The 21,495-nt window shown below is 71.3% G+C and carries 20 protein-coding genes; 13 read left to right on the forward strand and 7 right to left on the reverse strand.

Going from position 1 to position 21,495, the window contains the following annotated elements; genetic code table 11:
- Nucleotides 1–223 precede the first annotated feature (223 nt).
- Nucleotides 224–1,282, forward strand: a complete 1,059-nt coding sequence (locus FHG71_RS20205) for a serine hydrolase domain-containing protein (protein WP_139083504.1) — start codon at nucleotides 224–226, stop codon at nucleotides 1,280–1,282.
- On the opposite strand, the gene FHG71_RS20210 is transcribed toward FHG71_RS20205, so the two are convergent.
- Nucleotides 1,279–2,709 (reverse strand): peptide ligase PGM1-related protein, encoded by a 1,431-nt coding sequence (locus FHG71_RS20210; protein WP_139083505.1) that lies wholly within the window; start codon nucleotides 2,707–2,709, stop codon nucleotides 1,279–1,281. The genes FHG71_RS20205 and FHG71_RS20210 overlap by 4 nt on opposite strands.
- A 123-nt stretch (nucleotides 2,710–2,832) precedes the next feature.
- Here FHG71_RS20210 and FHG71_RS20215 point away from each other — a divergent pair, with 123 nt between their 5' ends.
- The 6 genes from FHG71_RS20215 to FHG71_RS20240 all read left to right on the forward strand — a co-directional run bounded on the left by FHG71_RS20215 (nucleotide 2,833) and on the right by FHG71_RS20240 (nucleotide 7,665).
- Complete coding sequence (locus FHG71_RS20215) at nucleotides 2,833–3,588, forward strand: NYN domain-containing protein (RefSeq protein WP_139083506.1); 756 nt, start codon at nucleotides 2,833–2,835, stop codon at nucleotides 3,586–3,588.
- 38 nt (nucleotides 3,589–3,626) lie between these two features.
- Nucleotides 3,627–4,604, forward strand: a complete 978-nt coding sequence (gene mbfA / locus FHG71_RS20220) for an iron exporter MbfA (RefSeq protein WP_139083507.1) — start codon at nucleotides 3,627–3,629, stop codon at nucleotides 4,602–4,604.
- Nucleotides 4,605–4,628: 24 nt separating this feature from the next.
- Nucleotides 4,629–5,072 carry a YaiI/YqxD family protein gene (locus tag FHG71_RS20225; protein ID WP_139083508.1) on the forward strand — a complete coding sequence of 148 codons (444 nt, stop codon included), beginning with the start codon at nucleotides 4,629–4,631 and terminating at the stop codon, nucleotides 5,070–5,072.
- Between the two features lie 81 nt (nucleotides 5,073–5,153).
- Nucleotides 5,154–6,134 carry a DMT family transporter gene (locus FHG71_RS20230; protein WP_139083509.1) on the forward strand — a complete coding sequence of 327 codons (981 nt, stop codon included), beginning with the start codon at nucleotides 5,154–5,156 and terminating at the stop codon, nucleotides 6,132–6,134.
- Complete coding sequence (locus FHG71_RS20235) at nucleotides 6,131–6,751, forward strand: HAD family hydrolase (RefSeq protein WP_139083510.1); 621 nt, start codon at nucleotides 6,131–6,133, stop codon at nucleotides 6,749–6,751. Before FHG71_RS20230 ends, FHG71_RS20235 begins: the two co-directional genes overlap by 4 nt.
- Nucleotides 6,748–7,665 carry an ornithine cyclodeaminase family protein gene (locus tag FHG71_RS20240; RefSeq protein WP_139083511.1) on the forward strand — a complete coding sequence of 306 codons (918 nt, stop codon included), beginning with the start codon at nucleotides 6,748–6,750 and terminating at the stop codon, nucleotides 7,663–7,665. The genes FHG71_RS20235 and FHG71_RS20240 overlap by 4 nt, the downstream gene beginning before the upstream one ends.
- A 3-nt stretch (nucleotides 7,666–7,668) precedes the next feature.
- Here FHG71_RS20240 and FHG71_RS20245 read toward each other — a convergent pair whose 3' ends face one another.
- Nucleotides 7,669–8,916 carry an MFS transporter gene (locus FHG71_RS20245; protein ID WP_139083512.1) on the reverse strand — a complete coding sequence of 416 codons (1,248 nt, stop codon included), beginning with the start codon at nucleotides 8,914–8,916 and terminating at the stop codon, nucleotides 7,669–7,671.
- Between the two features lie 200 nt (nucleotides 8,917–9,116).
- On the opposite strand from FHG71_RS20245, the gene FHG71_RS20250 reads away from it, so the two are divergent.
- From FHG71_RS20250 to FHG71_RS20270, 5 genes are all read left to right on the forward strand, one after another.
- Entirely contained in the window at nucleotides 9,117–10,010 is an 894-nt protein-coding gene (locus FHG71_RS20250) for a 2-dehydro-3-deoxygalactonokinase (RefSeq protein ID WP_139083513.1), read from the forward strand.
- Nucleotides 10,007–10,618, forward strand: coding sequence for a 2-dehydro-3-deoxy-6-phosphogalactonate aldolase (locus FHG71_RS20255; protein ID WP_139083514.1), 612 nt, complete (start codon nucleotides 10,007–10,009; stop codon nucleotides 10,616–10,618). The genes FHG71_RS20250 and FHG71_RS20255 overlap by 4 nt, the downstream gene beginning before the upstream one ends.
- Nucleotides 10,615–11,466, forward strand: coding sequence for an SMP-30/gluconolactonase/LRE family protein (locus FHG71_RS20260; protein ID WP_139083515.1), 852 nt, complete (start codon nucleotides 10,615–10,617; stop codon nucleotides 11,464–11,466). The genes FHG71_RS20255 and FHG71_RS20260 overlap by 4 nt, the downstream gene beginning before the upstream one ends.
- Entirely contained in the window at nucleotides 11,463–13,364 is a 1,902-nt protein-coding gene (locus FHG71_RS20265) for a beta-galactosidase (protein ID WP_139083516.1), read from the forward strand. The genes FHG71_RS20260 and FHG71_RS20265 overlap by 4 nt, the downstream gene beginning before the upstream one ends.
- A gap of 150 nt (nucleotides 13,365–13,514) precedes the next feature.
- Entirely contained in the window at nucleotides 13,515–15,167 is a 1,653-nt protein-coding gene (locus FHG71_RS20270; protein WP_139083517.1) for a glycoside hydrolase 5 family protein, read from the forward strand.
- An 88-nt stretch (nucleotides 15,168–15,255) separates the two neighbouring features.
- On the opposite strand, the gene FHG71_RS20275 is transcribed toward FHG71_RS20270, so the two are convergent.
- Both FHG71_RS20275 and FHG71_RS20280 read right to left on the reverse strand, forming a co-directional pair.
- Complete coding sequence (locus FHG71_RS20275; RefSeq protein ID WP_139083518.1) at nucleotides 15,256–15,705, reverse strand: potassium channel family protein; 450 nt, start codon at nucleotides 15,703–15,705, stop codon at nucleotides 15,256–15,258.
- Nucleotides 15,706–15,831: 126 nt separating this feature from the next.
- Nucleotides 15,832–16,569, reverse strand: a complete 738-nt coding sequence (locus tag FHG71_RS20280) for a TerC family protein (protein WP_139083519.1) — start codon at nucleotides 16,567–16,569, stop codon at nucleotides 15,832–15,834.
- A 169-nt stretch (nucleotides 16,570–16,738) separates the two neighbouring features.
- On the opposite strand from FHG71_RS20280, the gene FHG71_RS20285 reads away from it, so the two are divergent.
- Complete coding sequence (locus FHG71_RS20285; RefSeq protein ID WP_139083520.1) at nucleotides 16,739–17,725, forward strand: aldo/keto reductase; 987 nt, start codon at nucleotides 16,739–16,741, stop codon at nucleotides 17,723–17,725.
- A gap of 1 nt (nucleotide 17,726) precedes the next feature.
- Here the strand turns inward: FHG71_RS20285 and uvsE are convergent, their stop codons facing one another.
- The 3 genes from uvsE to FHG71_RS20300 are packed head-to-tail and all read right to left on the reverse strand — an operon-like array spanning nucleotide 17,727 to nucleotide 21,130.
- Nucleotides 17,727–18,890 carry a UV DNA damage repair endonuclease UvsE gene (gene uvsE / locus FHG71_RS20290; protein ID WP_139083521.1) on the reverse strand — a complete coding sequence of 388 codons (1,164 nt, stop codon included), beginning with the start codon at nucleotides 18,888–18,890 and terminating at the stop codon, nucleotides 17,727–17,729.
- Entirely contained in the window at nucleotides 18,887–19,948 is a 1,062-nt protein-coding gene (locus tag FHG71_RS23730) for a DHH family phosphoesterase (protein WP_176559536.1), read from the reverse strand. Before FHG71_RS23730 ends, uvsE begins: the two co-directional genes overlap by 4 nt.
- Before the next feature lie 45 nt (nucleotides 19,949–19,993).
- On the reverse strand, nucleotides 19,994–21,130 hold the full coding sequence (locus FHG71_RS20300; protein WP_425467378.1) for an SPL family radical SAM protein: 1,137 nt from the start codon (nucleotides 21,128–21,130) through the stop codon (nucleotides 19,994–19,996).
- Nucleotides 21,131–21,495 lie beyond the last annotated feature (365 nt).

Raw genomic sequence — 21,495 nt, forward strand, 5'->3', positions numbered from 1 at the left:
GATCGAGATCGACCCCATGATCACCCACACCCTGCCGCTCGACCGCATCAACGAAGGCTTCGACCTGATGCACCGGGGAGAGAGCATCCGGTCGGTCGTGGTATATTGAGCCAGAGCGAAGACGTTCCCGACTGGACGGTGGCGGGGCAGAGCGATACCCGCCGCCGCGTCGCGGCATGGGGGCGCAAGGTGTCGCTTCGTCCGATGCGCCGGGGAAGCGACGATGCTTGAGAGCCTCCTCTCCACCCTGGCCCCGCCCTTTGCCGCCGCGGGGCTGGCGCTCCAGCGTGCGGACGACCCGCCCGAGTTCCACGCCGCCACCGCGCCCGGCATCGAGATGGGCCCCGACACGCTCTGGCGCGCGGCCTCGCTGTCCAAGATGGTGACAGCCCGCACGCTGGAGGCCGTCAGTGGCCCGGAAGTCTGGAGGCGCGAGGCGGGCGAGGCGCTGGGCTGGCCTCTGCGCCACCCGCGCTGGCCCGGGGCGCCGGTCACGCTGGGGCAGATCGCCTCGCATTCGTCCGGCCTCACCGACACGGCGGGCTACGCCGTCCCGGCCGGGCGGACGCTGGAGGACTGGTTGGCCGAAAAGGGTCTGGCGGCGTGGCTCCCCCACCTGCCCGGCACGTTCCTGCACTACTGCAACCTGGGCTTCGTCCTTCTCGCCGCTGCGGTCGAGCGGCTGGGGGGCGAGCGCTTCGACCTCCTCGCGCGTCGCCACGTCCTGGATCCCCTCCGGATCGAGGGCGGCTTCGCCTGGTCCGGCGTGGCGCCCGAGCGACGCACCGACCGGCTTCCGGCGCTCCGGCGCGGGCCCGGATGCTTTGCGCCCCAGATCGACGACAAGGTGGCGGCCGAGGGCCTGTCAGGCCCGGACGGCACCGCCCCCACACTGCTGCCCCTCGGCCTCAATCCCGCGCCGCTCTCGCCGCAGGGCGGGCTGCGGCTGTCGCTCCGGGGCGCGCTCGCGCTGGCCCGCAGCCTGGAGAGCAAGAGGCCGCAACGGCTCTGGACGCCGAGCATGGGGCCGGGCGACTACGGCGACGGCTTCCTTGAAAGCACCGGCGCGGGGCTCTTGATCTTCGACGACCCGGCCTTCTACCCCCGGCCGCTGATCGGGCATTTTGCCAACGCCTACGGCCTTCTCGCGGGCGCGTGGCACGACCGGCTCCGGGGCGCCTCCTTCGCCTACGTCCTGAACGGCCTGCCCGAGGGGGACGAGGACGACGCCTGGCACCCCGAGGAACGCCTGATCTTCGACGCGGTGGCCCGCGCGCTCTAGGCCCGCATGGCGGCCCCGACACGATCCATCAGCCGTTGCGCCTCCGCGCCGTCCCGCCCGATCGCCACCGTCGCGAATCGCCCGTCGATGGCCAGTCCCGACAGCATCAGGAGCACGACGCCCACCCCCGTCGCGGAGTCGAACTGGAGCCCCGCCTCTCGCACCCGCCGGATCGCCTCGGCGGGCGGCAGGCTGACCCAGGCCGGGTCCACCACGTTGTCGTCGGCCACATAGGCGCGCGTGCCGCCCGCCTCGGCCCGCCAGAGCCCGGCCTCGGCGTCGTATCGGCCCGGAACGAGGTTCCGCAGGACCGCGTAGGGATGCGTCGTGCCACCTTTCCGCAGGTTGATCTCCAGCGCGACCGCCCGCCACGCCCCCTCGTTCTCCACCGCGGCGAAGTCGAGCGCGAAGCGCCCCAGCGCCCCGGCCTTCGCCAACGCCTCGCCGACCTGCTGCCCGTGAGCGGCCAACTCGGGCGCGTAGGCGGGTTCGGCCGGAAAGCGGCAGCCTACGTAGACCTGGCCGTCGTCGCCCCCCAGCACCTGCTCGTGGGTGGCCAGCACCTCGACGTTGCCGTCCGGCCGGATGTCGACCTGCACCGAAGGCGAGGCGAAGCGCTCGCCCTCGATCATCTCTTCCACGACGCCGCCCCTCGCCAGAACCTCCCAATACTCCGGTCCGAAGCCCTCCAGCCGCGCGCGCAAGGCGGCCTCGTCCGGCGCATCCGACAGGTCCACGACCCGGTTGCCGTCCCCGGCCGCGCTGTCGTCGTGCTTGACGATCACGCGGCGCAGGCCCGGCACCTCGGCTCGCAGCGCCGCGATGGCGTCCAGCACCTCCTCGACCTCCGTCAGGTCCTCGCGCCCCGCGGGCAGCGGCACGCCGGCCCCGCGCAGAAGCCGCCGCCCCGCCGACTTGAAACCCAGCGGCCAGAGCGCCGGGTCCGAGCCGTTCACCGGCACGCCCAGCTCCAGCGCGAGCCGCGCCTCGGCCTCCGTCACGTTCCAGGGCTCCAGGAAGGCCGGCCGCCCGCCGATCCGCTCGCGGATGCCGGCGATGAGGTCGGGGCGGTCCAGCAGCTTCTCGGCCACTCCCCGCATGGACATGTCGCGCAACGCCACGCAGTGGAACCGCGTCCGCGCGTCGCCGCCCGGCGGCAGCAGCGAGGCGCAGTAGTCCATCACCTCCTCCGAGGGCGGCAGGGTGCTGACGTAGATCACCTCGGCGTTGGGGATGCGGTGCAGCAGAAAGAAGGCGGCGAGGTAGCGGTGCTCCAGCGCCGGCAGCCGCGGCCCGTAATGCGCCAGCACCGCCTCGCCCAGCGACAGCGAGGGCAGGACCACGACGACATGGGGCCAGGTCTGGCCGGGGCGGTTCAGCGCCACGGCCCGGTTGAGCGACGCCTGAAGCTGGTCGAAGCCCTGCACGATCCCTCCGCCTGCGGGTCTGCCTGCAAGCCTAGCGTGGGCTGCGCCCGTGGCGAGGGCGCGCCCTTCCCCCCGCCGCCCGGCTGGGGCAGTGTCGCGGCCGATACCAGGAGGCTGCCTGCCATGCCCGACCAAGACCGCCCGCTGCTCGCCGTCCTCATCGACGCGGACAACACCTCGCCCCGCTACGCCGGCGCCATCTTCGAGGAGATCGCCGCCATCGGCGAGGCGAGCGTCCGCCGCTGCTACGGCGACTTCTCCTCGCAGCAGATGGCGGGCTGGAACCGGGTGCAGTCCGAGCACGGGCTCGTGCCGCTCCATTCGCCCGCCTACACGGTAGGCAAGAATTCCTCGGACATCTCGCTCGTCATCGACGCCATGGACCTCATGCACACGGGCCGCTTCGACGGCTTCGTGCTGGTGTCGTCCGACAGCGACTTCACGCGCCTCGCCTCCCGCCTGCGCGAGCAGGGGCTCGACGTCTACGGCATCGGCCAGCAGAAGACGCCCGAGGCCTTCCGCCGCGTCTGCAAGCGATTCATCTTCATCGAGAACCTGGGCGGCACCGTCAGCCCCAAGCCCACGCCCCCCGGGCAGCGGCCCGCGACCGACGAAAAGCCCGAGGCTCCGCCCGCCAAGCCCGCCCCCGCCCCGCTGACCGAGGCGCGCGACATCATCCTGCGCGCCATGGACGCCATCGGGCAGGAGGAGGAATGGTACGCCCTGGGCCCGCTCGGCCAGTACATCACGGCGGCGAACCCCGATTTCGACACCCGCACCTACGGGCGCAAGAAGCTGTCGGACCTCGTGCAGGACCTCAAGATATTCGAGACCAAGCGCGACGCGGCCAACCAGCTCCTGATCCGGCGGCTCGACTGAGGCTTGCCTCTTCTTAGAACGGTTCTAAAACTGGCGTCATGCTGAGCCGCTTCTCGTCCCGCCGCCACTTCGACGACCTGTCCGAGCAGGAAGTCCTCGCGCTCGCCATCTCCAACGAGGAAGACGACGCGCGCATCTACCGCACCTTCGCCCAGCGACTGCGCGACGAGTTCCCGGCCTCGTCCGCCGTCTTCGAGGGCATGGCCGCCGAGGAGGACGGCCACCGCCACCGCCTGATCGAGGTTCATCGCGCCCGCTTCGGCGAGGTGATCCCGCTCCTGCGGCGCGAGCACGTCGCGGGGTCCTACACGCGCGAGCCCGTCTGGCTCGACCCCGACCTCGGGCTCGACCGCATCCGCGCCATCGCGCGCCGGATGGAGGAGTCCGCGGGCAGCTTTTACGCCGCCGCAGCCGGGCGCGTGACGGACGCGCGCACCCGCGATCTCCTGGGCTCCCTCGCCGCCGCCGAGGCGGGGCACGTGCGCAAGGCCGACGCCTTGGCCGAGCAGCATCTCACGGACGAGGCGCGCGAGACCGAGGACCAGGGGGCGCATCGCCGCTTCGTGCTGACCTGGGTGCAGCCGGGGCTCGCGGGGCTGATGGACGGCTCGGTTTCCACCCTCGCCCCGATCTTCGCCACGGCCTTCGCCACGCGCGACCCCTGGACGACCTTCCTCGTGGGGTCCGCCGCCTCCATCGGGGCGGGCATTTCCATGGGCTTCACCGAGGTCGCCTCCGACGACGGCGTGATCTCGGGGCGCGGGGCCGCGTGGAAGCGGGGCCTGTCCACGGGCGTGATGACCACGCTGGGGGGCATGGGCCACGCGCTCCCGTACCTCATCCCGGACTTCTGGACCGCGACCACCATCGCCATCCTCGTCGTCTTCGTGGAGCTTTGGGCCATCGTCTGGATCCAGAACCGCTATATGCAGACACCCTTCCTGCGCGCGACCTTCCAGGTGGTGCTGGGTGGCGCGCTCGTGTTCGCAGCGGGCGCCCTGATCGGGGGCGGGTGATGGCCATGCTCTGGAGGATGACACATGGCAACCCTTTGGGTTGACGCCGACGCCTGCCCGGTCAAGGCCGAGGCGCTGCGCGTCGGGCTCCGCCACGGGGCCCGGGTGGTGATGGTCTCGAACGGCGGCATCCGTCCCTCGGCCTTTCCGGGGGCCGAGGTCGTCGTGGTGCCCGAGGGGCCCGACATCGCCGACAAATGGATCGCGGATCGCGTGGCCCCGGGCGACGTGGCGGTGACGACGGACCTGCCGCTCGCCGCGCGGGTGATCGAGGGGGGCGGGCAGGTGGTCAAGCCCAACGGCGAAGCGCTCACGGCCCGCAACATCGGCCCGGCGCTCGCTGCGCGCGACCTCGCGGCGGATCTGCGCGCGGCGGACCCGTTCCGGCAGGGCGGGGGCCGCGCCTTCTCCAACGCCGACCGGAGCCGGTTCCTCGACGCGCTGGACCGGACGCTGCGCGCGCGCTGACGCCGGGGCAGGGCGCGGCCACGCCTTCGGGTGTCGGGGACGGGACAGCGCGCGGGCCCCGGCGCGCCGAGGCTCCGCCCCATGACGACCCCGCGCACGGCCCTTTGGGGCATCTCGCTTGCCCTTGGGGGCAGCCTCGTCCTGTCGGTCAACGACATGGCCGTGAAGGCGCTGTCGGACGGCTATCCCCTTCACGAGGTGGTCCTGATCCGCGCCCTGATCGGCCTGGGCGTGGTGCTGGCCGGCCTGTCGCTCGCCCATGGCCCCCGCGCCGTCTGGACCGGCATCCGCACCCGCCGCCCCGGGCTGCACGCCGCGCGGGTGGCCTGCGTGGTCCTGTCCAACATCACCTATTTCCTAGGCCTTGCCGCGCTTCCCCTCGCCGACGGGGTCGCGATCTTCTTCGTGGCCCCGCTCCTCATCACCGCGCTCTCGGTGCCCTTCCTGGGCGAGCGCGTCGGGCCCCGGCGCTGGGCGGCGGTCGGGGCCGGGCTCCTCGGCGTCATCGTCATGATGCGGCCCGGCACGGGGGCGATCCAGCCCGCCGCGCTCCTCGTGCTCCTCTCGGCTTTGGCCTATGCCTCCATGCACATCCTGACCCGCCGAATGGCCGCGACCGAGGGCGCGCTGGGCATGAGCTTCTGGACGCAGGCGGGCTTCGTCCTCGTCTCCTGCGCCATGGGCCTCACGGTGGGCGACGGGCGGTTCGGGCAGGCCGACAGCGCTTCGCTGGAATTTCTCCTGCGCGCCTGGACCTGGCCCGCGCCCGCCGACTGGCCCTTCTTCCTGGCCACCGGCCTCGCGGTCTCCACGGGCGGCATCATGATCGCCCAGGCCTATCGGCTCTGCGAGGCGGGGCTGGTCGCGCCCTTCGAATACGTGGCCATCCCCATGGCGGTGGTCTGGGGCGCGCTGGTCTTCGGCACCTGGCCCGACGCCGTCGCCTGGGCGGGGATTGCGCTCATCCTCGGGGCCGGGCTCTATGTGCTCTGGCGCGAGACGCGCCTGGGGCGGGGCGTGGCCGCGGAGCCCGGCGGCGGGGCAGTGGAGGAGGCGCGATGACGCCGCAGGCCGTCGTCTTCGACATCGGCAACGTGCTGATCGAATGGAAACCCGAGCGGTTCTACGACCGCGTGGTGGGCGAGCCTCGCCGGCGGCAATTCTTCGACGCCGTCGCGATTCACGCCATGAACGAGCGCGTGGACCTCGGCGCCGTCTGGGAGGACGAAGTCGAGGCGCTGGCACAGGAACATCCCGACTGGGCCCCCGAGATCCGCCACTGGCGCCACCGCTGGATCGAGATGGCGAGCCCGGAGATCCCCCGCTCCGTCCGCCTGCTGCGCGCGCTCCGCGCCAGGGGCGTCCCGGTCTTCGCGCTCAGCAACTTCGGGCGCGAGACCTTCGACGAGGCGCTGCGCCACTATCCGTTCCTGGCGGAGTTCGACCGCGCCTTCGTCTCGGGCCACCTCCGCCTCGCCAAGCCCGACCCGGCCATCTACGAGACGGTCGAGCGCGACAGCGGACTCGCGCCTTCCGCGCTCCTCTTCACCGACGACCGCCCCGAGAACGTCGAGGCCGCCGCCGCCCGCGGCTGGCGCACGCACCTGTTCCGGCACCCCGACCCCTTCGCCGAGCTTCTGGTCGCCGAGGGCCTTCTGTCGCCCGAGGAAGCCCAATGACAATCGACATCGTGAGCTTCGAGGAGGGCGAGGCCGCGCTCGACTGGCTATCCGTCGCCCGCGCCATCGAGGAGGGGCACCGGCGTGGCCGGCCCGTGATGGAGGACGTGATCCTGCGGCACGGCCCCGACACGCTGCTCAACCGCTCGGCCTGGATCGGGGGCCTGGGCATCACCGTGAAGGCCGCGACCGTGTTCCCCGGCAACGCCGCCCACGGCAAGCCGACCATCGGCGGCGCGGTGAACCTCATGTCCGCCGAAGACGGCACGCTGGAAGCAGTCATCGACTTCCATCTCGTGACCAAGTGGAAGACGGCCGCCGACTCGCTCCTTGGGGCGCTGAAGCTGGCGCGGCCCGACTCGCGCGGGGTCCTGATCGTCGGCGCAGGCACCGTCGCCGGCACCCTGGTCGAGGCCTACCGCGCGGGCTTCCCCGAGGCCGGGATCACCGTCTGGAACCGGACTCCCGCCGGGGCCCAGCGGCTGGCCGCCGCCCATCCGGGCGTCTCCGTGGCCTCGGACCTGGAGACGGCGGTGCGCGGGGCCGACATCGTCACCAGCGCCGTCATGACAACCGAGCCGGTCCTGCGGGGCGAGTGGCTGCGGCCGGGCCAGCACCTCGACCTGATCGGCGCCTATCGCCCCGACATGCGCGAAGCCGACGACGCGGCGCTGGCCCGCGCCCGGCTCTTCTGCGACTCGCGCAAGACCGCCGGCGAGACGGGGGAGTTCATGAAACCTATCGCGTCCGGCGCGATCCGGCCCGAGGCGATCCTAGCCGACCTTTACGAGCCCGAGGCCATGCGCCGGACCTCCGAGGACGAGATCACGCTCTTCAAGAACGGCGGCGGTGCCCATCTCGACCTGATGGTCAGCCGCCACATCCTCTCCGCCTGGCGGGCGGCGCGGGCCTGAGCCTTACTCGGCCGGGACCGCCGCCGCGGGGCGCGCGATCTCGCGGATCGGCAGGTGGACGACCGCGCTGAAGGCGCCCACGCCCACGCCGATCCACCACACGGCGTCGTAGCTGCCGAAGGCGTCATACAGCCGCCCGCCCAGCCAGACGCCCACGAAGGCGCCGAGCTGGTGGCTCAGGAACACGATGCCGTAGAGCGTCCCCATGTAGCGCAGCCCGTACAGGTGCGCGACCAGCCCCGAGGTCAGCGGCACGGTCGCCAGCCACAGGCTCCCCATCACCGCCGAGAAGACCAGCACCGTCGCGGGCGTCATCGGCGTCAGGATGAACCACGCGGCGGCGATGGTCCGGCCCGTGTAGACCCCGGCAAGAAGGTATTTCTTGGTGTACCGCTTGCCCGCCCAGCCTGCGGCCAGCGTCCCCGCGATGTTGCCCAGCCCGATCACCGCGATGGCGACCGCCCCCAGCGCGCTCGTGGTGGTGATCCCCAGTGAATGCAGCACGCCGCCCGGCAGGATCGGCCCGCACATCTCGGTCACGAAGGCCGGGAAATGCGCGGTGATGAAGGCAAGCTGGTAGCCGCAGGAGAAGAAGCCCAGGAAGATCAGCCCGAAGGACGGGTCGCGCAGCGCGCCCATCACCGCCACGCCCATGCTCTCCTGCAACTCGGCCTTGGAGGCCGGCGCAGGCGAGCGCATCCAGGGCAGGACCAGCAGCACGGCCAGGATCAGACCGGCGAAGGCCAGGAACACGCCCTGCCAGGGCATCAGCGCCAGCAGCCCCTCGGCCATCGGCGGCCCGATGACCTGCCCGGCCGATCCGGCTGCGGTGACGATGGCCAGAGACATGGAGCGGTTCTCGGCCGAGGAGGCCCGGCCCACGACGGCCAGCACGACGCCGAAGCCCGTCCCGGCAATGCCCAGGCCCACAAGCACTTCGTAGAGCTGATGCTGGACGGGCAGCGTCGCCCCGGCCGACAGCACGAGGCCTGCCGCATAGGCCAGCGCGCCCAGAACGACCGCCCGGCGGTCGCCGATCTTCTCGGCCAGCGCCCCGAAGAGGGGAGCACCGAAGCCCCAGGCGAGGTTCTGGATCGCGATGGCGAGGCTGAACTCGGCGCGCGGCCAGCCGAACTCGGAGGCGATGGGAAGCTGGAACACGCCGAACGAGGCGCGGATGGCGAAGCCCACCAGCACCACGAGCGAGCCTGCGAGAAGGACGGGGGTGAGGAGAGGCGCGCGCTGGGTCATGCCGGCCTCCCTGCGCCGGCGCGGCCCACAGGTCAACCTTCGAAACTTGGGGCGGCCCATCACGGCTCCTGATGGACCGGCCCTCTTGCCTTTCCGGCCGTCCCGCCCACAGTGTGCGCCCGGCCCGGAGGGCGGACCGGGGGCTTCGCGCCCCCGGACCCCCGCGGGATATTTGGGACCGAAGGAAGGCGAGGGGCTCGATGGACAGGACGCCCGACTGGATCGCGGTCGACTGGGGCACCTCCAATGTCCGCGCCTGGGCGATGACCGCCGCGGGCGAGGTGCTGGCCGAGGCGACCTCGGACAAGGGTATGGGCAAGCTCTCCCGCGAGGAGTTCGAGCCCGCGCTCCTCGACCTCATCGGCGGCTGGGGGCCAGGTCCTCACCGGGTCGTGGCCTGCGGCATGGTCGGCGCGCGGCAGGGCTGGATCGAGGCGCCCTACGCCCGCGTGCCCGGCCCGCCGCTGCCCCAAGGGCTCACGATGGCGCCCACGACCGCGCCGGGCCTGTCCTTCGGAATCGTTCCCGGCCTCTGCCAGATGGACCCCGCCGACGTGATGCGCGGCGAGGAGACCAAGGTCGCGGGCTTCCTCGCGCTCCACCCCGGCTGGGACGGCACGCTCCTGCTGCCCGGTACGCATCCCAAGTGGATCAGCGTCAGCGCGGGCGAGGTCGTGGGCTTCCGCACCTCGCTCACGGGCGAGCTCTTCGCGGCCTTGTCCGGGCACACCGTCCTGCGCCACAGCGTGACGACCCACGGCTGGGACGACGCGGCCTTCGAGGCGGGCGTCGCCGAGGGCCTCGCCCGCCCCGAGGCGCTGATGAACCGTCTCTTCGGCCTGCGCGCCGAGTCGCTGCTCAAGGGCCTCCAGCCGCCCGAGGCCCGCGCCCGCCTGTCGGGCCTCCTGATCGGCGCCGACCTCGCCGGCGCGCGGGCCTGGTGGCTTGGCGCCCGCGTGGCGCTGCTGGGGGCGGGGGACCTCATGGACACCTGGCGCGCGGCGCTCAGGTCCCAGGGCGTGCAGCCCGAAGAGGCCGACGCCACGCAGGCCACGCTCGCCGGCCTCACCGAAGCCTGGAGGAGGAGCCAATGACCCGCCCCATCATCGCCATCCTGCGCGGGATCACCCCGCCCGAAGCCGTTCCCGTGGCCGAGGCGCTCGTCGCTGCCGGCATCACCGTGATCGAGGTCCCCCTCAACTCGCCCGACCCCTTCGCCTCCATCCGCGCCATGGCCGCGGCGCTGGGCGACCGCGCCAAGGTCGGGGCAGGGACCGTTCTCACCCCCGAGGACGTGGCCCGCGTGCGCGAGGTGAGCGGCCGGATCGTCGTCTCGCCCAACTGCGACCCCGAGGTGATCCGCGCCACCGTGGCGGCGGGCCTGGAAAGCTGGCCCGGCGTCATGACGCCCACCGAGTGCTTCGCCGCCCTCAAGGCCGGGGCGACGGGCCTCAAGATCTTCCCCGGCAGCCTCCTCGGCCCCGACGGGCTCAAGGCCATCCGCGCCGTCCTGCCCAAGGGCACCCAGGTCTACGCCGTGGGCGGGGCCGGTCCCGACAACTTCGCGGCCTGGATCAAGGCCAGCGCCGACGGCTTCGGCATCGGCACAGCGCTCTACACCCCCGGCCTCTCGGTCGAGGAGGTGAGCCAGCGCGCCCAACGCATCGTCGCGGCCTTCGACGCCGCCAGGGGGGACGCATGACCACGACCCGCGTTCACGACCAGACGGTCTGCCTCCTGGGCGAAGGCCCGCTCTGGCACCCCGAGCGGGGCGAGCTTCTCTGGTTTGATATCCTCGGGCGCACGCTCTTCGTGGGCGAAAGCCGCCACCGCCTGACAGAACTGTCCTCCGCCGCCGGCTGGATCGACCGCGACACGGTGCTGCTGGCGCAGAAGGGCGCGCTCCTGCGGTTCAACCTCGACACCGGCGCCTCCGAACGGATCGCCGGCCTCGACGAGGCCAACCCCGCCGTCCGCTCCAACGACGGCCGTGCCGACCCCTGGGGCGGCTTCTGGATCGGCACCATGGGCCTCAAGGCCGAGAAGGAGGCCGGCGCGATCTGGCGTTACTACCGGGGCCGCGTCCACAAGGTCGTGCCCCGCGTCACCATCCCCAACGCCATCGCCTTCTCGAACGCCGGATACGCCTCCTGGGCCGACACGCCCGAGCAGGTCGTCTGGCGCCAGCCCCTCGCGGACCAAGACGGCTTCCCGCAGGGCGAGCCCTCGGTCCATGTCGACTTCCGCGGCACCGACCTCCACCCCGATGGGGCGGTCTTCGACTCCGAGGGCATCCTCTGGATCGCCTTCTGGGGCGCGGGCAAGGTCGCGGGTTTCGGCCCCGATGGCCGTCAGGTGGCCGAGTTCACGGTGCCCGCCAGGCAGAGCACCTGCCCCGCCTGGGGCGGCCCCGAGTTCTCCACCCTGTTCGTCACCACCGCCGCCGCCGGCATCCCCCAGGACGAACTGGCCGTCACGCCCGAATCCGGCCGCACCTTCGCGGTCGAGACCGGCTTCCGCGGCCTCCCCGAGCCCAAGGTGATCCTGTGAAGCGCTCACTCGGCGTCTGCTACTACCCCGAACACTGGGACGAAGCCGTCTGGGCCGAGGACGCCCGCCGCATGGCCGAGGTTGGCATCGCTTGGGTCCGCATCGGCGAGTTCGCCTGGTCCCGCCTCGAGCCCGCGCCCGACCGCTTCGACTGGGGCTGGCTCGACCGCGCCATCGACGTGCTCGGCGCGGCGGGCCTCAAGGTCGTCCTGGGCACCCCCACCGCCACCCCGCCAGCCTGGGTCGTCGAAAAGCATCCCGACATGCTCCCCGTGGGCAAGGGGGGCCAGCCCCGCAGGTTCGGCTCCCGCCGCCACTACGACTTCGCGCACCGGGGCTACCGCGAGGAATGCCGCCGCATCGTGCGGCACTTGGCCGAGCGGTATGGCAAAAACCCCCATGTCGCCGCCTGGCAGACCGACAACGAATACGCCTGCCACGACACGACCCTCAGCTACTCGGACGCCGCCCGGACCGCCTTCCGCGAATGGCTCGCGCAGCGCTACCAGAGCCCCGAGGCCATGAACCGCGCCCATGGCAACGTCTTCTGGTCCATGGAGGTCTCGGACTGGTCCCAGGTGGACCTGCCCAACCTCACGGTGACCGAGCCCAACCCGTCGCTGTCGCTCGCCTTCCGCCGCTTCGCCTCGGAGATGGTCGTGGAGTTCAACCGCCTGCAGGTCGAGGAGATCCGCAAGCAGTCCGACGCCCCGATCCTGCACAACTACATGGGCCGGGTGACGGACTTCGACCATTTCGCTGTGGGCGCGGACCTCGACGCGGCCAGTTGGGACAGCTACCCCATCGGCTTCCTCTCCGACCGCATCGAGAACGACCCCGAGCGCAAGGCCCGCTTCCTCCGCCAGGGCGACCCCGACAATCAGGCCTTCCACCACGACCTCTACCGCGCGGTGGGCCGGGGCCGCTGGTGGATCATGGAGCAGCAGCCCGGCCCCGTGAACTGGGCGCCCTGGAACCCCGCGCCCTTGCCCGGCATGGTCCGCCTCTGGACCTGGGAGGCCTTCGCCCACGGGGCCGAGGTGGTCAGCTACTTCCGCTGGCGGCAGGCCCCCTTCGCGCAGGAGCAGATGCACGCGGGCCTCCTGCGCCCCGACTCCCAACCCGCCCCCGGCTTCCACGAGGCAGCAACGGTCGCCAAGGAACTGGAGGGGATGGAGGCCATCGACCCCGCCCCCGCCCCGGTGGCGCTGGTCTTTGACTACGAATCCGCCTGGGCCTGGGAGGTGCAGCCGCAGGGCCGCGACTTCGGCTTCTGGCGCCTGGCCTTCGCCGCCTACCGCGCCCTGCGCCGCGCGGGCCTCTCGGTGGACATCCTCCCGCCCGACGCCGAGGACCTGTCCCCCTACAAGCTCGTCCTCGCCCCCGGCCTCCTGCGGCTCTCGGACCCCTTCCGCACGGCGCTGGCCTCCTACGAGGGGATCGCGCTGCTCGGCCCCCGCACTGACACCAAGACGGCGGACCTGACGATCCCCGTCCCGCTCGGCCCGGATCTCCCCGGCCTCGACGCCACCGTGACACTGGCCGAAAGCCTGCCTCCCGGCACCGAGGTGCCGCTCGAGAACGGCGGCCGCTTCCTCCACTGGTTCGAGCATCTGGAGGGCGCGGCCCCCGTGGCGCTGCGCACGACGGACGGTCGCCCCGCCATCGTGGGCGACGGTTCCATCTGCTACCTCGCGGGCTGGCCGGACGACGCGACCTTCGACGGCATCGTCCGGGGCCTCTGCGCCGAGGTGGGCCTGCCCACGCTGGACCTGCCCGACGGCCTGCGCCTCCGCGACACCGCCCGCCACCGCTTCGTCTTCAACTACGCGCCCGAGCCGCAGCGCTGGAGCTCCGTCACGATCCCGCCCGCCGGGGTCCACTGGGAGCCGCGCTGACACCGCCTGCGCCGGGGTGCGAATCACCCCGGCGCAGGGGCTCCCGACGATCCGTTAAGATCCCGTGAGGGCACCGAACGGGGCTCCAAGGATCGCTTAACCTCGCCCCGGTAGAACGGGTGTCATGACAGCCGAATCGTCAGGACGCCCGTGACCGCCGCACCGACCTGCCCCCCGATGACCATCGTCGCCCCCGAACGGCAGAGCTTTGCCGCCATGGGCCTCCGCTCGTCCGCGCCGCAGGAGCGAGGCGGAACCGGCGCGCCGGCCGGCGGCTTGAACTCTGGATCCCGCCAGCCATGTCCCTGGGCCGATCAGCCCGCTCCGATCCTCAGAGGAGTCACGACCATCGCCCACGATCTGACGAGCTTCCGCCCGGACGACCTTTTGGCCGCGCGGGTCGAACGTGACCTGCCCTGGGTGCAGGTGGCCCCCGGCGCCCCCTATTTCGTGACCGAGGACGGAGCCCCCTGGACCCCCGTCGGCCAGAACGACGCCATCACCTGGCCCGAGCTGGAGGGCCTGTTCCGCCGCCGGGACCTCGAAGGGGTGGAGCGTCACATCGCCTGGCTGCGCGACCACGGCGTGACCGTGCTGCGGCTCATGCTCGAATACGCCCATGGCGAGAACCGCTATCTCGAAACGCCGGTCGGGCGCTTCGCCCCCAACATGGTCCGGCTCTGGGACGATCTGTTCGCCATCTGCGCGCGGCAGGGGATGCGGCTCCTGCTCACGCCCTTCGACACCTTCTGGATGTGGCTCCGCTGGAAGCGCCACCCCTACAACCGGGCCAACGGCGGCCCCTGCAAGGGCCGGAGCCGGATCCTCCTTTGCCCCGACACGATGACGGCCATCAAGGCGCGAATGAGCTTCGTGGTCGAACGCTGGGGCGGCAGCGGCGTGGTCTTCGCCTGGGACCTGTGGAACGAGATGCACCCCGCCCAGATGGGCGACAGCGCCGAGGGCTTCGCCCGGGTCGTCACCGAACTGAGCGAGCACGTCCGGGCGCTGGAGACGCGCCTCTACGGCCGCACCCACCCCCAGACCGTGTCGCTCTTCGGTCCCATCCTCTATTCGCACCCCGAGGTGGCCGACACGATCTTCCGCCACTCGCTCCTCGACTTTGCGAGCACTCATCTCTACGCCGCGGGCACCATCGACCACCCCCGGGACACGGTCGCCCCGGCCCTCGCCACGGCCGACCTCGTGCGAGAGGCGGTGAACCACGCGCCCCCCGACCGCCCCTATCTCGACAGCGAGCACGGGCCCATCCACTTCTTCAAGGACAAGAAGAAGGTCCTGCCCGAGGACTTCGACGACGAATACTTCCGCCACATCCAATGGGCGCATCTCGCCTCGGGCGGCGCGGGCGGGGGGATGCGCTGGCCGAACCGCCGGCCCCATACGCTGACGCCGGGGATGCGGCGGGCCCAGGCGGCGCTCGCGGGCTTTTTGCCGCTGATCGATTGGACGACCTTCCGGCGCGCGAACCGCAGTCCCGACCTGCGCGTCTCCGCCCCGGGGGTGCGCGCCATGGGCTGCGCCGACGACCGGCAGGCTGTGGCCTGGCTCCTCCGCACCGACCGGCTGGACCGGCGGGGCAGGGTGGTGATGGACGTCCCCCCGATCCCGCTCCGGCTCAAGATCCCGGGCCTGCGCGACGGCGCCTACGAAGCCGTCGCCTGGAACACCCGCGAGGGCCGGCCCGAGGGAACGACCTTGGCCACATCGCGGGATGGCGCCCTCGTCCTGAACGGCCTGCAGGTCGCGACCGACCTCGCGCTGGCGATCCGGACGGTGTGATCCGTTGCGCCGAATGTTCTCCATCTGCTGGACCGAGCGCCCCGTCCTCGCAACGCGCCGTGTCCTCGGACCGGGCGTTCCGCCCCGGTCACGGCCGGTCCTCGTCGCGTGGGCCGTGAAGCGGCCAGTAGCGCTCCATGGCGAGATAGGTGAAGGAGGCCGACCATCCGATGAGCAGGAGCCCGTTCAGCGCCTCCACCCCGGCGATCAGCCGCGCCGATCCCAGCGGCACGTGGTCGCCGAAGCCCAGCGAGGTGTAGGTCACGACCGAGAAATAGACGCAGTCCAGAAGGCCCGTGACCGGCACGCCCGAGAAGCTCGGCACCGCCCAGACGATGGCCAGGAGCCAGTAGGCCAGCGCATAGGTCCAGACCGCCGCCGTGTGGCCCAGGAAGGAGGCGAGCACCACGACGATGATCCGGGCGCGCGGCGGGATGGGAAGGTCGGCCAGATGGTTCGAGGCGAGGCGCAGCACCTCGTAGAGGATCATCACCGTCGCCACCACCAGGACGACCGAGGCTGTCATCGCGGCGATCATCCCGTCCTCCCCCCTGCCGCTCCGGCCGGCATGGAAGCACCACGGGACGGCCAAGCCAAGGTCTCGCACCGACGGGACGACGCGCCGGTCCGGGCCGCCAGGGAGGCCCGGACCGGCCAGGCGCTCCTATTCGGACGCGGGCGCTGGCTCCCCAGCCCCGGTCTCCCCGTGGAGCTCCGAGTCGGGGGTTTCGAGGACCTCCTCGGCATGGGCTGCCTCCCGGCCGTAGCGAACCTCGAGGTAGCCTTCGTAGACCATCTCGACCGCGACGTAGAGGATCACGATGAGACCCACATAGGCGATCCAGCGGAAACGGTGGATGAGGCGGGCGATGAAGGTCGAGGCAAGCCCCATCAGCGCGATGGACAGCACGAGCCCGATGATGAGCACCGAGGGATGCCCGTGCGCCGCGCCCGCGACCGCCAGAACGTTGTCGAGCGACATGGACACGTCGGCGATGATGATCTGGGTGGCGGCCTGGGCAAAGGTCTTGCGCGGCACGCCCGCGGCGACCGTCCCGTCGGCGTTCAGGTCGCGACCCTCCAGCGCCTCCTCGGCGGCCTGCTCCTCGACGTCGTGGCCGGCGCGCAGCTCGCGCCACATCTTCCAGCACACCCACAGGAGCAGGATGCCCCCGGCGAGCAGGAGGCCCGTGACGGCCAGGAGCTGGCTCGTGATGAGCGCGAAGCAGATGCGCATGACCGTGGCCGCGGCGATGCCCACCAGGATGGCGCGGCTGCGCTGATCGGCCGGCAGGCCCGCGGCGGCCAAGCCGATGACGATGGCGTTGTCACCCGCGAGCACGAGGTCGATGGCGATGACTTGGAGAAGGGCGGCAAAGCCCTCGGAGGTGAAGATTTCCATGCTGCTCCTCTCGGACCCGGGAACCCGGGGACCCGGCGCCGTCCACCACACTTCGGCGGCGACCACAAGCCCGAGCGGCACCTTCCTGGCGTTGCCCTCGCGCACCAGGGAGGGCAAGGAAGGCTTTGGCTCGGCCGGACTCCCCGGCCAGTGACAGGAAAGGACGACCATGCTGACGAGGGATTTCGGCCGGACGGGCTGGCGCGTGGCGGCGGTGGGCTTCGGCGCCTGGGCCATCGGGGGCACCTGGGGCGAGGTGAGCGAGGAGGACGCCCGCGCGGCGCTCCACGCGGCGCTCGACGAGGGCGTGAACTTCATCGACACGGCGGACGTGTACGGCGACGGGCGCTCCGAGCGGATCATCCGCGAGGTGCTGAAGGAGCGCGGGGGCGAACGGCCCATCGTGGCCACCAAGGCCGGGCGGCGGCTCAGCCCGCACGTGGCCGAGGGCTATACCCGTGAGAACCTGGAAGCCTTCATCGACCGGAGCCTTCAGAACCTCGGGGTCGAAGCGCTGGATCTCGTGCAGCTCCACTGCCCGCCGACCCCGGTCTACTACATGCCCGAGGTGTTCGGGGCGCTCGACGACCTCGTGCGCGAGGGCAAGCTGAAGCACTACGGCGTCTCGGTCGAGAAGGTCGAGGAGGCGCTCAAGGCCATCGAATATCCGGGCGTCGTCTCGGTGCAGATCATCTGGAACATGTTCCGCCAGCGGCCCGCCGAGCTGTTCTTCCCGCAGGCGCTGAAGAGGCATGTGGCGGTGATCGCGCGGGTGCCGCTCGCCTCGGGGCTTCTGACCGGCAAGATGTCGCGCGACTCGCGCTTCGCCGCCGACGACCACCGCGCCTTCAACCGCGAGGGCGCCGCCTTCGACAAGGGCGAGACCTTCTCGGGCGTGCCCTTCGACGTGGCGCTCGACGCGGTGGATGCGGTGCGCGCCGGGATGCCGGGCGACGCGCCGATGGCGCAGGTGGCGCTGCGCTGGTGCCTGATGGAGGACGCGGTGTCGGTGGTGATCCCCGGGGCCAAGAACCCGGATCAGGCGCGCTCCAATGCCGCCGCCGGGCGCCTGACCCCGCTCGACGAGCAGACGATGGAGGTCGTGCGCGAGATCTATCGGAGCCGCATCGCCCCGCACGTCCACCAGCTCTGGTGAGTCAGGCGCGGGCGCGCTCGGGGGCGTCCCGCAGGCCGCCCTCGTCCACGTCGGGCTCGTCGTCGGCCTCCAGGCCGGCGTCGAGCATCCGCTCGACCTCGGCCATCTCGCGCGCGTCGTCGGGCCCCGTGCCGAAGCGCGCCGCCACGTCGGGGGCATAGCGCAGGAGGTCCGTCTTGAGCTTGAGGAGCGAGAGGTCCTTGGTCTTGCTTTCCAGCATCACGTCGAAGTCGAGCCCCTCGGCCGTGCGCATGAAGGTCGCGAATTCGAAGGGGTTGGTGAAGTCGGCGTGGCCGGTCCAGATCGGCGGCACGAGGACGGTCTTGATTCGTGACGTGGGCTTGAGGGCCGCGCCCAGGAGCTGACCCTTCAGCTCCTTGCCGGCCTTGAGCGTCTCGCGGTCCTTGTCGGTCACCTTGCGCTTGACCTCGCGCATCTCGGTGCGCGGGGAGGAGAAGTGGATCTTGGGCCGCACCCCCTCGGGCCAGGACCGCACGAACCGCTCCAGCGTCGGGCGGAGCGGCAGTCCTTCAGGGTTCAGGCACCAGAAGTGCTGGTAGTCGAAGACGAGCGGCACGCTGCAGCGCTCGTGGATCCAGAGCACGTCGGCCGCGCCGAAGCGGATGTCGTCGTTCTCCAGCACCAGCCGCCGCCGGACGTGCTCGGGGCACTTGGCGTAGCCCTCGATCCAGCGGGCGCGGCTCTCCTCGCGGTCGCCGTAGACGCCGCCGACATGGGTGACGAGCACCGCCTCGGGCCCGAGGCCCATGCGGTCCAGCATCTCGGCCTGGGAGGACAGGTCCCAGATGCTCTTCTTCGTCAGCTCCGGGTCGGGGCTGTTGAGGAGGACGAACTGAGAAGGGTGAAAGCTCAAGCGCATGTTGAGGTCGCGCGCCTTCCGGCCGAAGGCCGCCAGCTCCGCGTCGCTCTCGGCCACCATGTCGTGGAACTGCGGCATGTCCGGATGGGTCGCATAGGGCGCGAGGTCCGAGGACAGCCGATACATGTCCACCTCGATCGTCACGAGGTAATCGAGGATCGCGTCCACGTATTCGAGCGAGGTCTTCAGGTGCGGGCCCTTGCGCCAGCCCCGGGTGTCGTTGCTTTTCAGGTCGGGCCGTCCCATGACCTTGACGGGAAAGCCGAGCCGAAGGGGTCTGGTCATGCAGGCACCTGTTCCTCGGGAAAGCCGATTCCGGCGATGAAGGCGTTCCAGTCCGCCGGGCGCAAGGCCCCGCCCGTAGCTTGGACATGGCCGCTGCCGTATTCTTCGCCCGCGCCCGCCGGACGGTGATCGGCCAAGAACGAGATGAGATTCGTTCCCGTCGCCGTGCGCAGGGCGAAATGAATCCAATCCTCGCGGTAGCCGGTGTTGGCCGCCAGCACGATCTTGTCCTTGAGCCGCCCGCGCCATTGCTGCGCGATCAACGGATGGATCTGGCAGGGCGAGTGGAAGCGAATCAGCGCCACGTCACCCCGCACCTTGGGCGCAACCCGCTTGGCCCCTTCCAGCGCGGCGACGACCTCGGCCTTGGCGGCGCGGAGCTGCTCCGTCTCCGAGTGCCCGCCCTTCAGCAGGTCCTTGGGCGACTCGCAGCGCAGGAGCAGCACAAGGGCGGGCGTGGGGTCGGCCGCTGCCGTCCGGCGTGGCGCGTTGACGAGCGACACCGCATCCCTCAGCGCCGTCTTGCCGTAGCGGGCCTGCGCCTCGGCCAGCTCGGGAAAGCCCGCGCCTTCGGCCATGTCGCCGATCAGCCCCAGCGCGGCGAGCCACAGAAGGTCGTCGGCGGGCCCCAGCGCCTGCGCGCACCACCAGGCGAGGAGCGCCGAGGTGGGCTCCGGCGCCCAGCCGTTGCCGGAGATGACGACGGCATCGCCCGGCACGCCCGTGGGCACATGATGGTCGATCAGCGCCACGGGCACGCCCGGCAGGATCTCGCCCGCGCGCACGCCCAGGTCCGCGACCAGCAGTCCCCCTGGGCGGCGAGCCTCCAGTTCGGCGCGGAACGCGGGCGACCAGGGATTCTCGCCTTTGCCCAAGATGCGGATTTCGGTCGCGCGTCCGGTCCGGTCGAGCGCGCGTTTGAGGATCGCCGCCGCCGATAGCCCATCGGCATCGAAATGGCCCAGGATCAGCGCGGGTCGGTCCGGGGCGAAGCGCTCCAGCGCCGCACGGAAGGCAGGCGTGACGTCGGCAGGGCTATGGGGGCGCAGGTCTGGCACGTCACCTCAACGAGTCACGGTCCGCTCGGGTTCGCCGCCCTCGCATCATGTGAAGTACAGCAGACGCGCGGCGGGCAGGGTATCGGCGATCTCCCGCTCGAAGAAGCGTCGCGCCGCGCTCAAGGTCGAAGCGTCGTAGACCTGCTTGACCGATCCGAACTTCGTCCGTTTTTCTGCGCGCCCGTTCCCGCTCATGTCGAGGTCCGAACCCGGGTACCAGCCCGTCAGCACCTCCTTGGAGGAGGCCGTGTAACGGTGTGTGATGAGCTCGACGGTGAGATCGGGCGCCAAGCCTTCCAGTGCAATCGCGACGTCCCGGAGCAGCCCCGCATAGGCGTCCTCCCATCCTGCGGCCACGATGATGGGCGCGACCGTCAGCCCGATCGGGTAGCCGGCCTCGGCCATTCGTCGCAAGGCGCGAAGCCTCGCCGCCACCGGGCTCGTGCCCCCCTCGTGCCGGGCGAAGGCGGCGGGGTTGATCGAGGCGCGCATCCGCGTCCGCCCGCCATGAGAGAGGCCGAGCAAGGGCTCGACCGCGTCGAACTTGGTCGTGAAGCGAAGCTGCGCGTCGGCCTTCCAGCCCCCGAACCATGCGACCAGCGCCGAGAGCGAGCCCGTGAGGTGCTCGATGGCCAGCGGATCGGTGTAGCACGAGGCTTCATAGGTCGTGCCTTCCCCGGCTCGGGCCGGCTGGCGCGTGGTCACGGTGCCTTGGCCCAGTTGCCGCGGGATCTCTGCAAGGATCTCCGGCAGGTTGGCATAGGCCCGCGTCACCGGCGGCCCCTTCAGGGAGCCTGCGAGGTAGCAGTAGCTGCAATGGGCGGGGCAGCCCTCGGCGAGGTCCACGCGCCAGTCGGCACTGGGCGCGATCGGCTGGAGCCGGCGCTTCGACGGCGGCGCCACCACGACGGCCAGCGTCGCCTTGGCCTCGGCATAGGCGCGCCGCGGATTGTCGGCCAGGTCCAGCGTCAGGCGATCCGAGGGCAGTTCGCGCACGATCAGGCCGAGAGCTGCAGCTCGCTCGGCGATCCGTCGTCCGTGATCCCAGCCAAGCGCCGCTCGCGTGAGCAGGACACGGCTTGGACGCCATGCGCGGGCCGGGGCGCCTCCGCTCAGCCGAGCGTCGGGCGGCTTCGGCAGGACATCTCGGTCGTTTGGCAGTGCAGGATCATGCAGGTCCACGGTTCGGCTCCGTCCGGCAAAGATCCGGTTCGCTGGATAAGCCCGCCAAGGCGATGCGCGTTCCGACCGGGACTGACCGCCCCGACGCCGGAACGCGCACTCTGCCCGTGCATTTAGCATCAGAGCTGGTTTCCGCAGCGCCACGTTCGTCGACTCGAAAAAAGTGCTTGCGGCCTGCGCTGCATCGCTGTAGACACTTTCTCCACCGGCGGCGCACAGCGCTGTCGGCGATCTCTGGACAGGCGCGGCCTTGCTAGTCACCTTAGGGTGAAAGGCTGTTGGTTTCTTGAGATCTGCTCTTTGACAGTATGGACGCATTGAAGGGATATGCGGGCGGCTTTGGGGTCTTGTCGATCGACGGACTG

The organism is Rubellimicrobium roseum (assembly GCF_006152145.1).
In the GTDB taxonomy this organism is placed as follows: domain Bacteria; phylum Pseudomonadota; class Alphaproteobacteria; order Rhodobacterales; family Rhodobacteraceae; genus Rubellimicrobium; species Rubellimicrobium roseum.

Excerpts from the sequence above, each read along its gene's own strand:
- FHG71_RS20205 (WP_139083504.1), top strand. The coding sequence starts at position 224 with ATGCTTGAGAGCCTCCTCTCCACCCTGGCCCCGCCCTTTGCCGCCGCG.
- FHG71_RS20215 (WP_139083506.1), top strand. The coding sequence starts at position 2,833 with ATGCCCGACCAAGACCGCCCGCTGCTCGCCGTCCTCATCGACGCGGAC.
- mbfA (WP_139083507.1), top strand. The coding sequence starts at position 3,627 with ATGCTGAGCCGCTTCTCGTCCCGCCGCCACTTCGACGACCTGTCCGAG.
- FHG71_RS20225 (WP_139083508.1), top strand. The coding sequence starts at position 4,629 with ATGGCAACCCTTTGGGTTGACGCCGACGCCTGCCCGGTCAAGGCCGAG.
- FHG71_RS20230 (WP_139083509.1), top strand. The coding sequence starts at position 5,154 with ATGACGACCCCGCGCACGGCCCTTTGGGGCATCTCGCTTGCCCTTGGG.
- FHG71_RS20235 (WP_139083510.1), top strand. The coding sequence starts at position 6,131 with ATGACGCCGCAGGCCGTCGTCTTCGACATCGGCAACGTGCTGATCGAA.
- FHG71_RS20240 (WP_139083511.1), top strand. The coding sequence starts at position 6,748 with ATGACAATCGACATCGTGAGCTTCGAGGAGGGCGAGGCCGCGCTCGAC.
- FHG71_RS20245 (WP_139083512.1), bottom strand. The coding sequence starts at position 8,916 with ATGACCCAGCGCGCGCCTCTCCTCACCCCCGTCCTTCTCGCAGGCTCG.
- FHG71_RS20250 (WP_139083513.1), top strand. The coding sequence starts at position 9,117 with ATGGACAGGACGCCCGACTGGATCGCGGTCGACTGGGGCACCTCCAAT.
- FHG71_RS20255 (WP_139083514.1), top strand. The coding sequence starts at position 10,007 with ATGACCCGCCCCATCATCGCCATCCTGCGCGGGATCACCCCGCCCGAA.
- FHG71_RS20260 (WP_139083515.1), top strand. The coding sequence starts at position 10,615 with ATGACCACGACCCGCGTTCACGACCAGACGGTCTGCCTCCTGGGCGAA.
- FHG71_RS20275 (WP_139083518.1), bottom strand. The coding sequence starts at position 15,705 with ATGATCGCCGCGATGACAGCCTCGGTCGTCCTGGTGGTGGCGACGGTG.
- FHG71_RS20280 (WP_139083519.1), bottom strand. The coding sequence starts at position 16,569 with ATGGAAATCTTCACCTCCGAGGGCTTTGCCGCCCTTCTCCAAGTCATC.
- FHG71_RS20285 (WP_139083520.1), top strand. The coding sequence starts at position 16,739 with ATGCTGACGAGGGATTTCGGCCGGACGGGCTGGCGCGTGGCGGCGGTG.
- uvsE (WP_139083521.1), bottom strand. The coding sequence starts at position 18,890 with ATGACCAGACCCCTTCGGCTCGGCTTTCCCGTCAAGGTCATGGGACGG.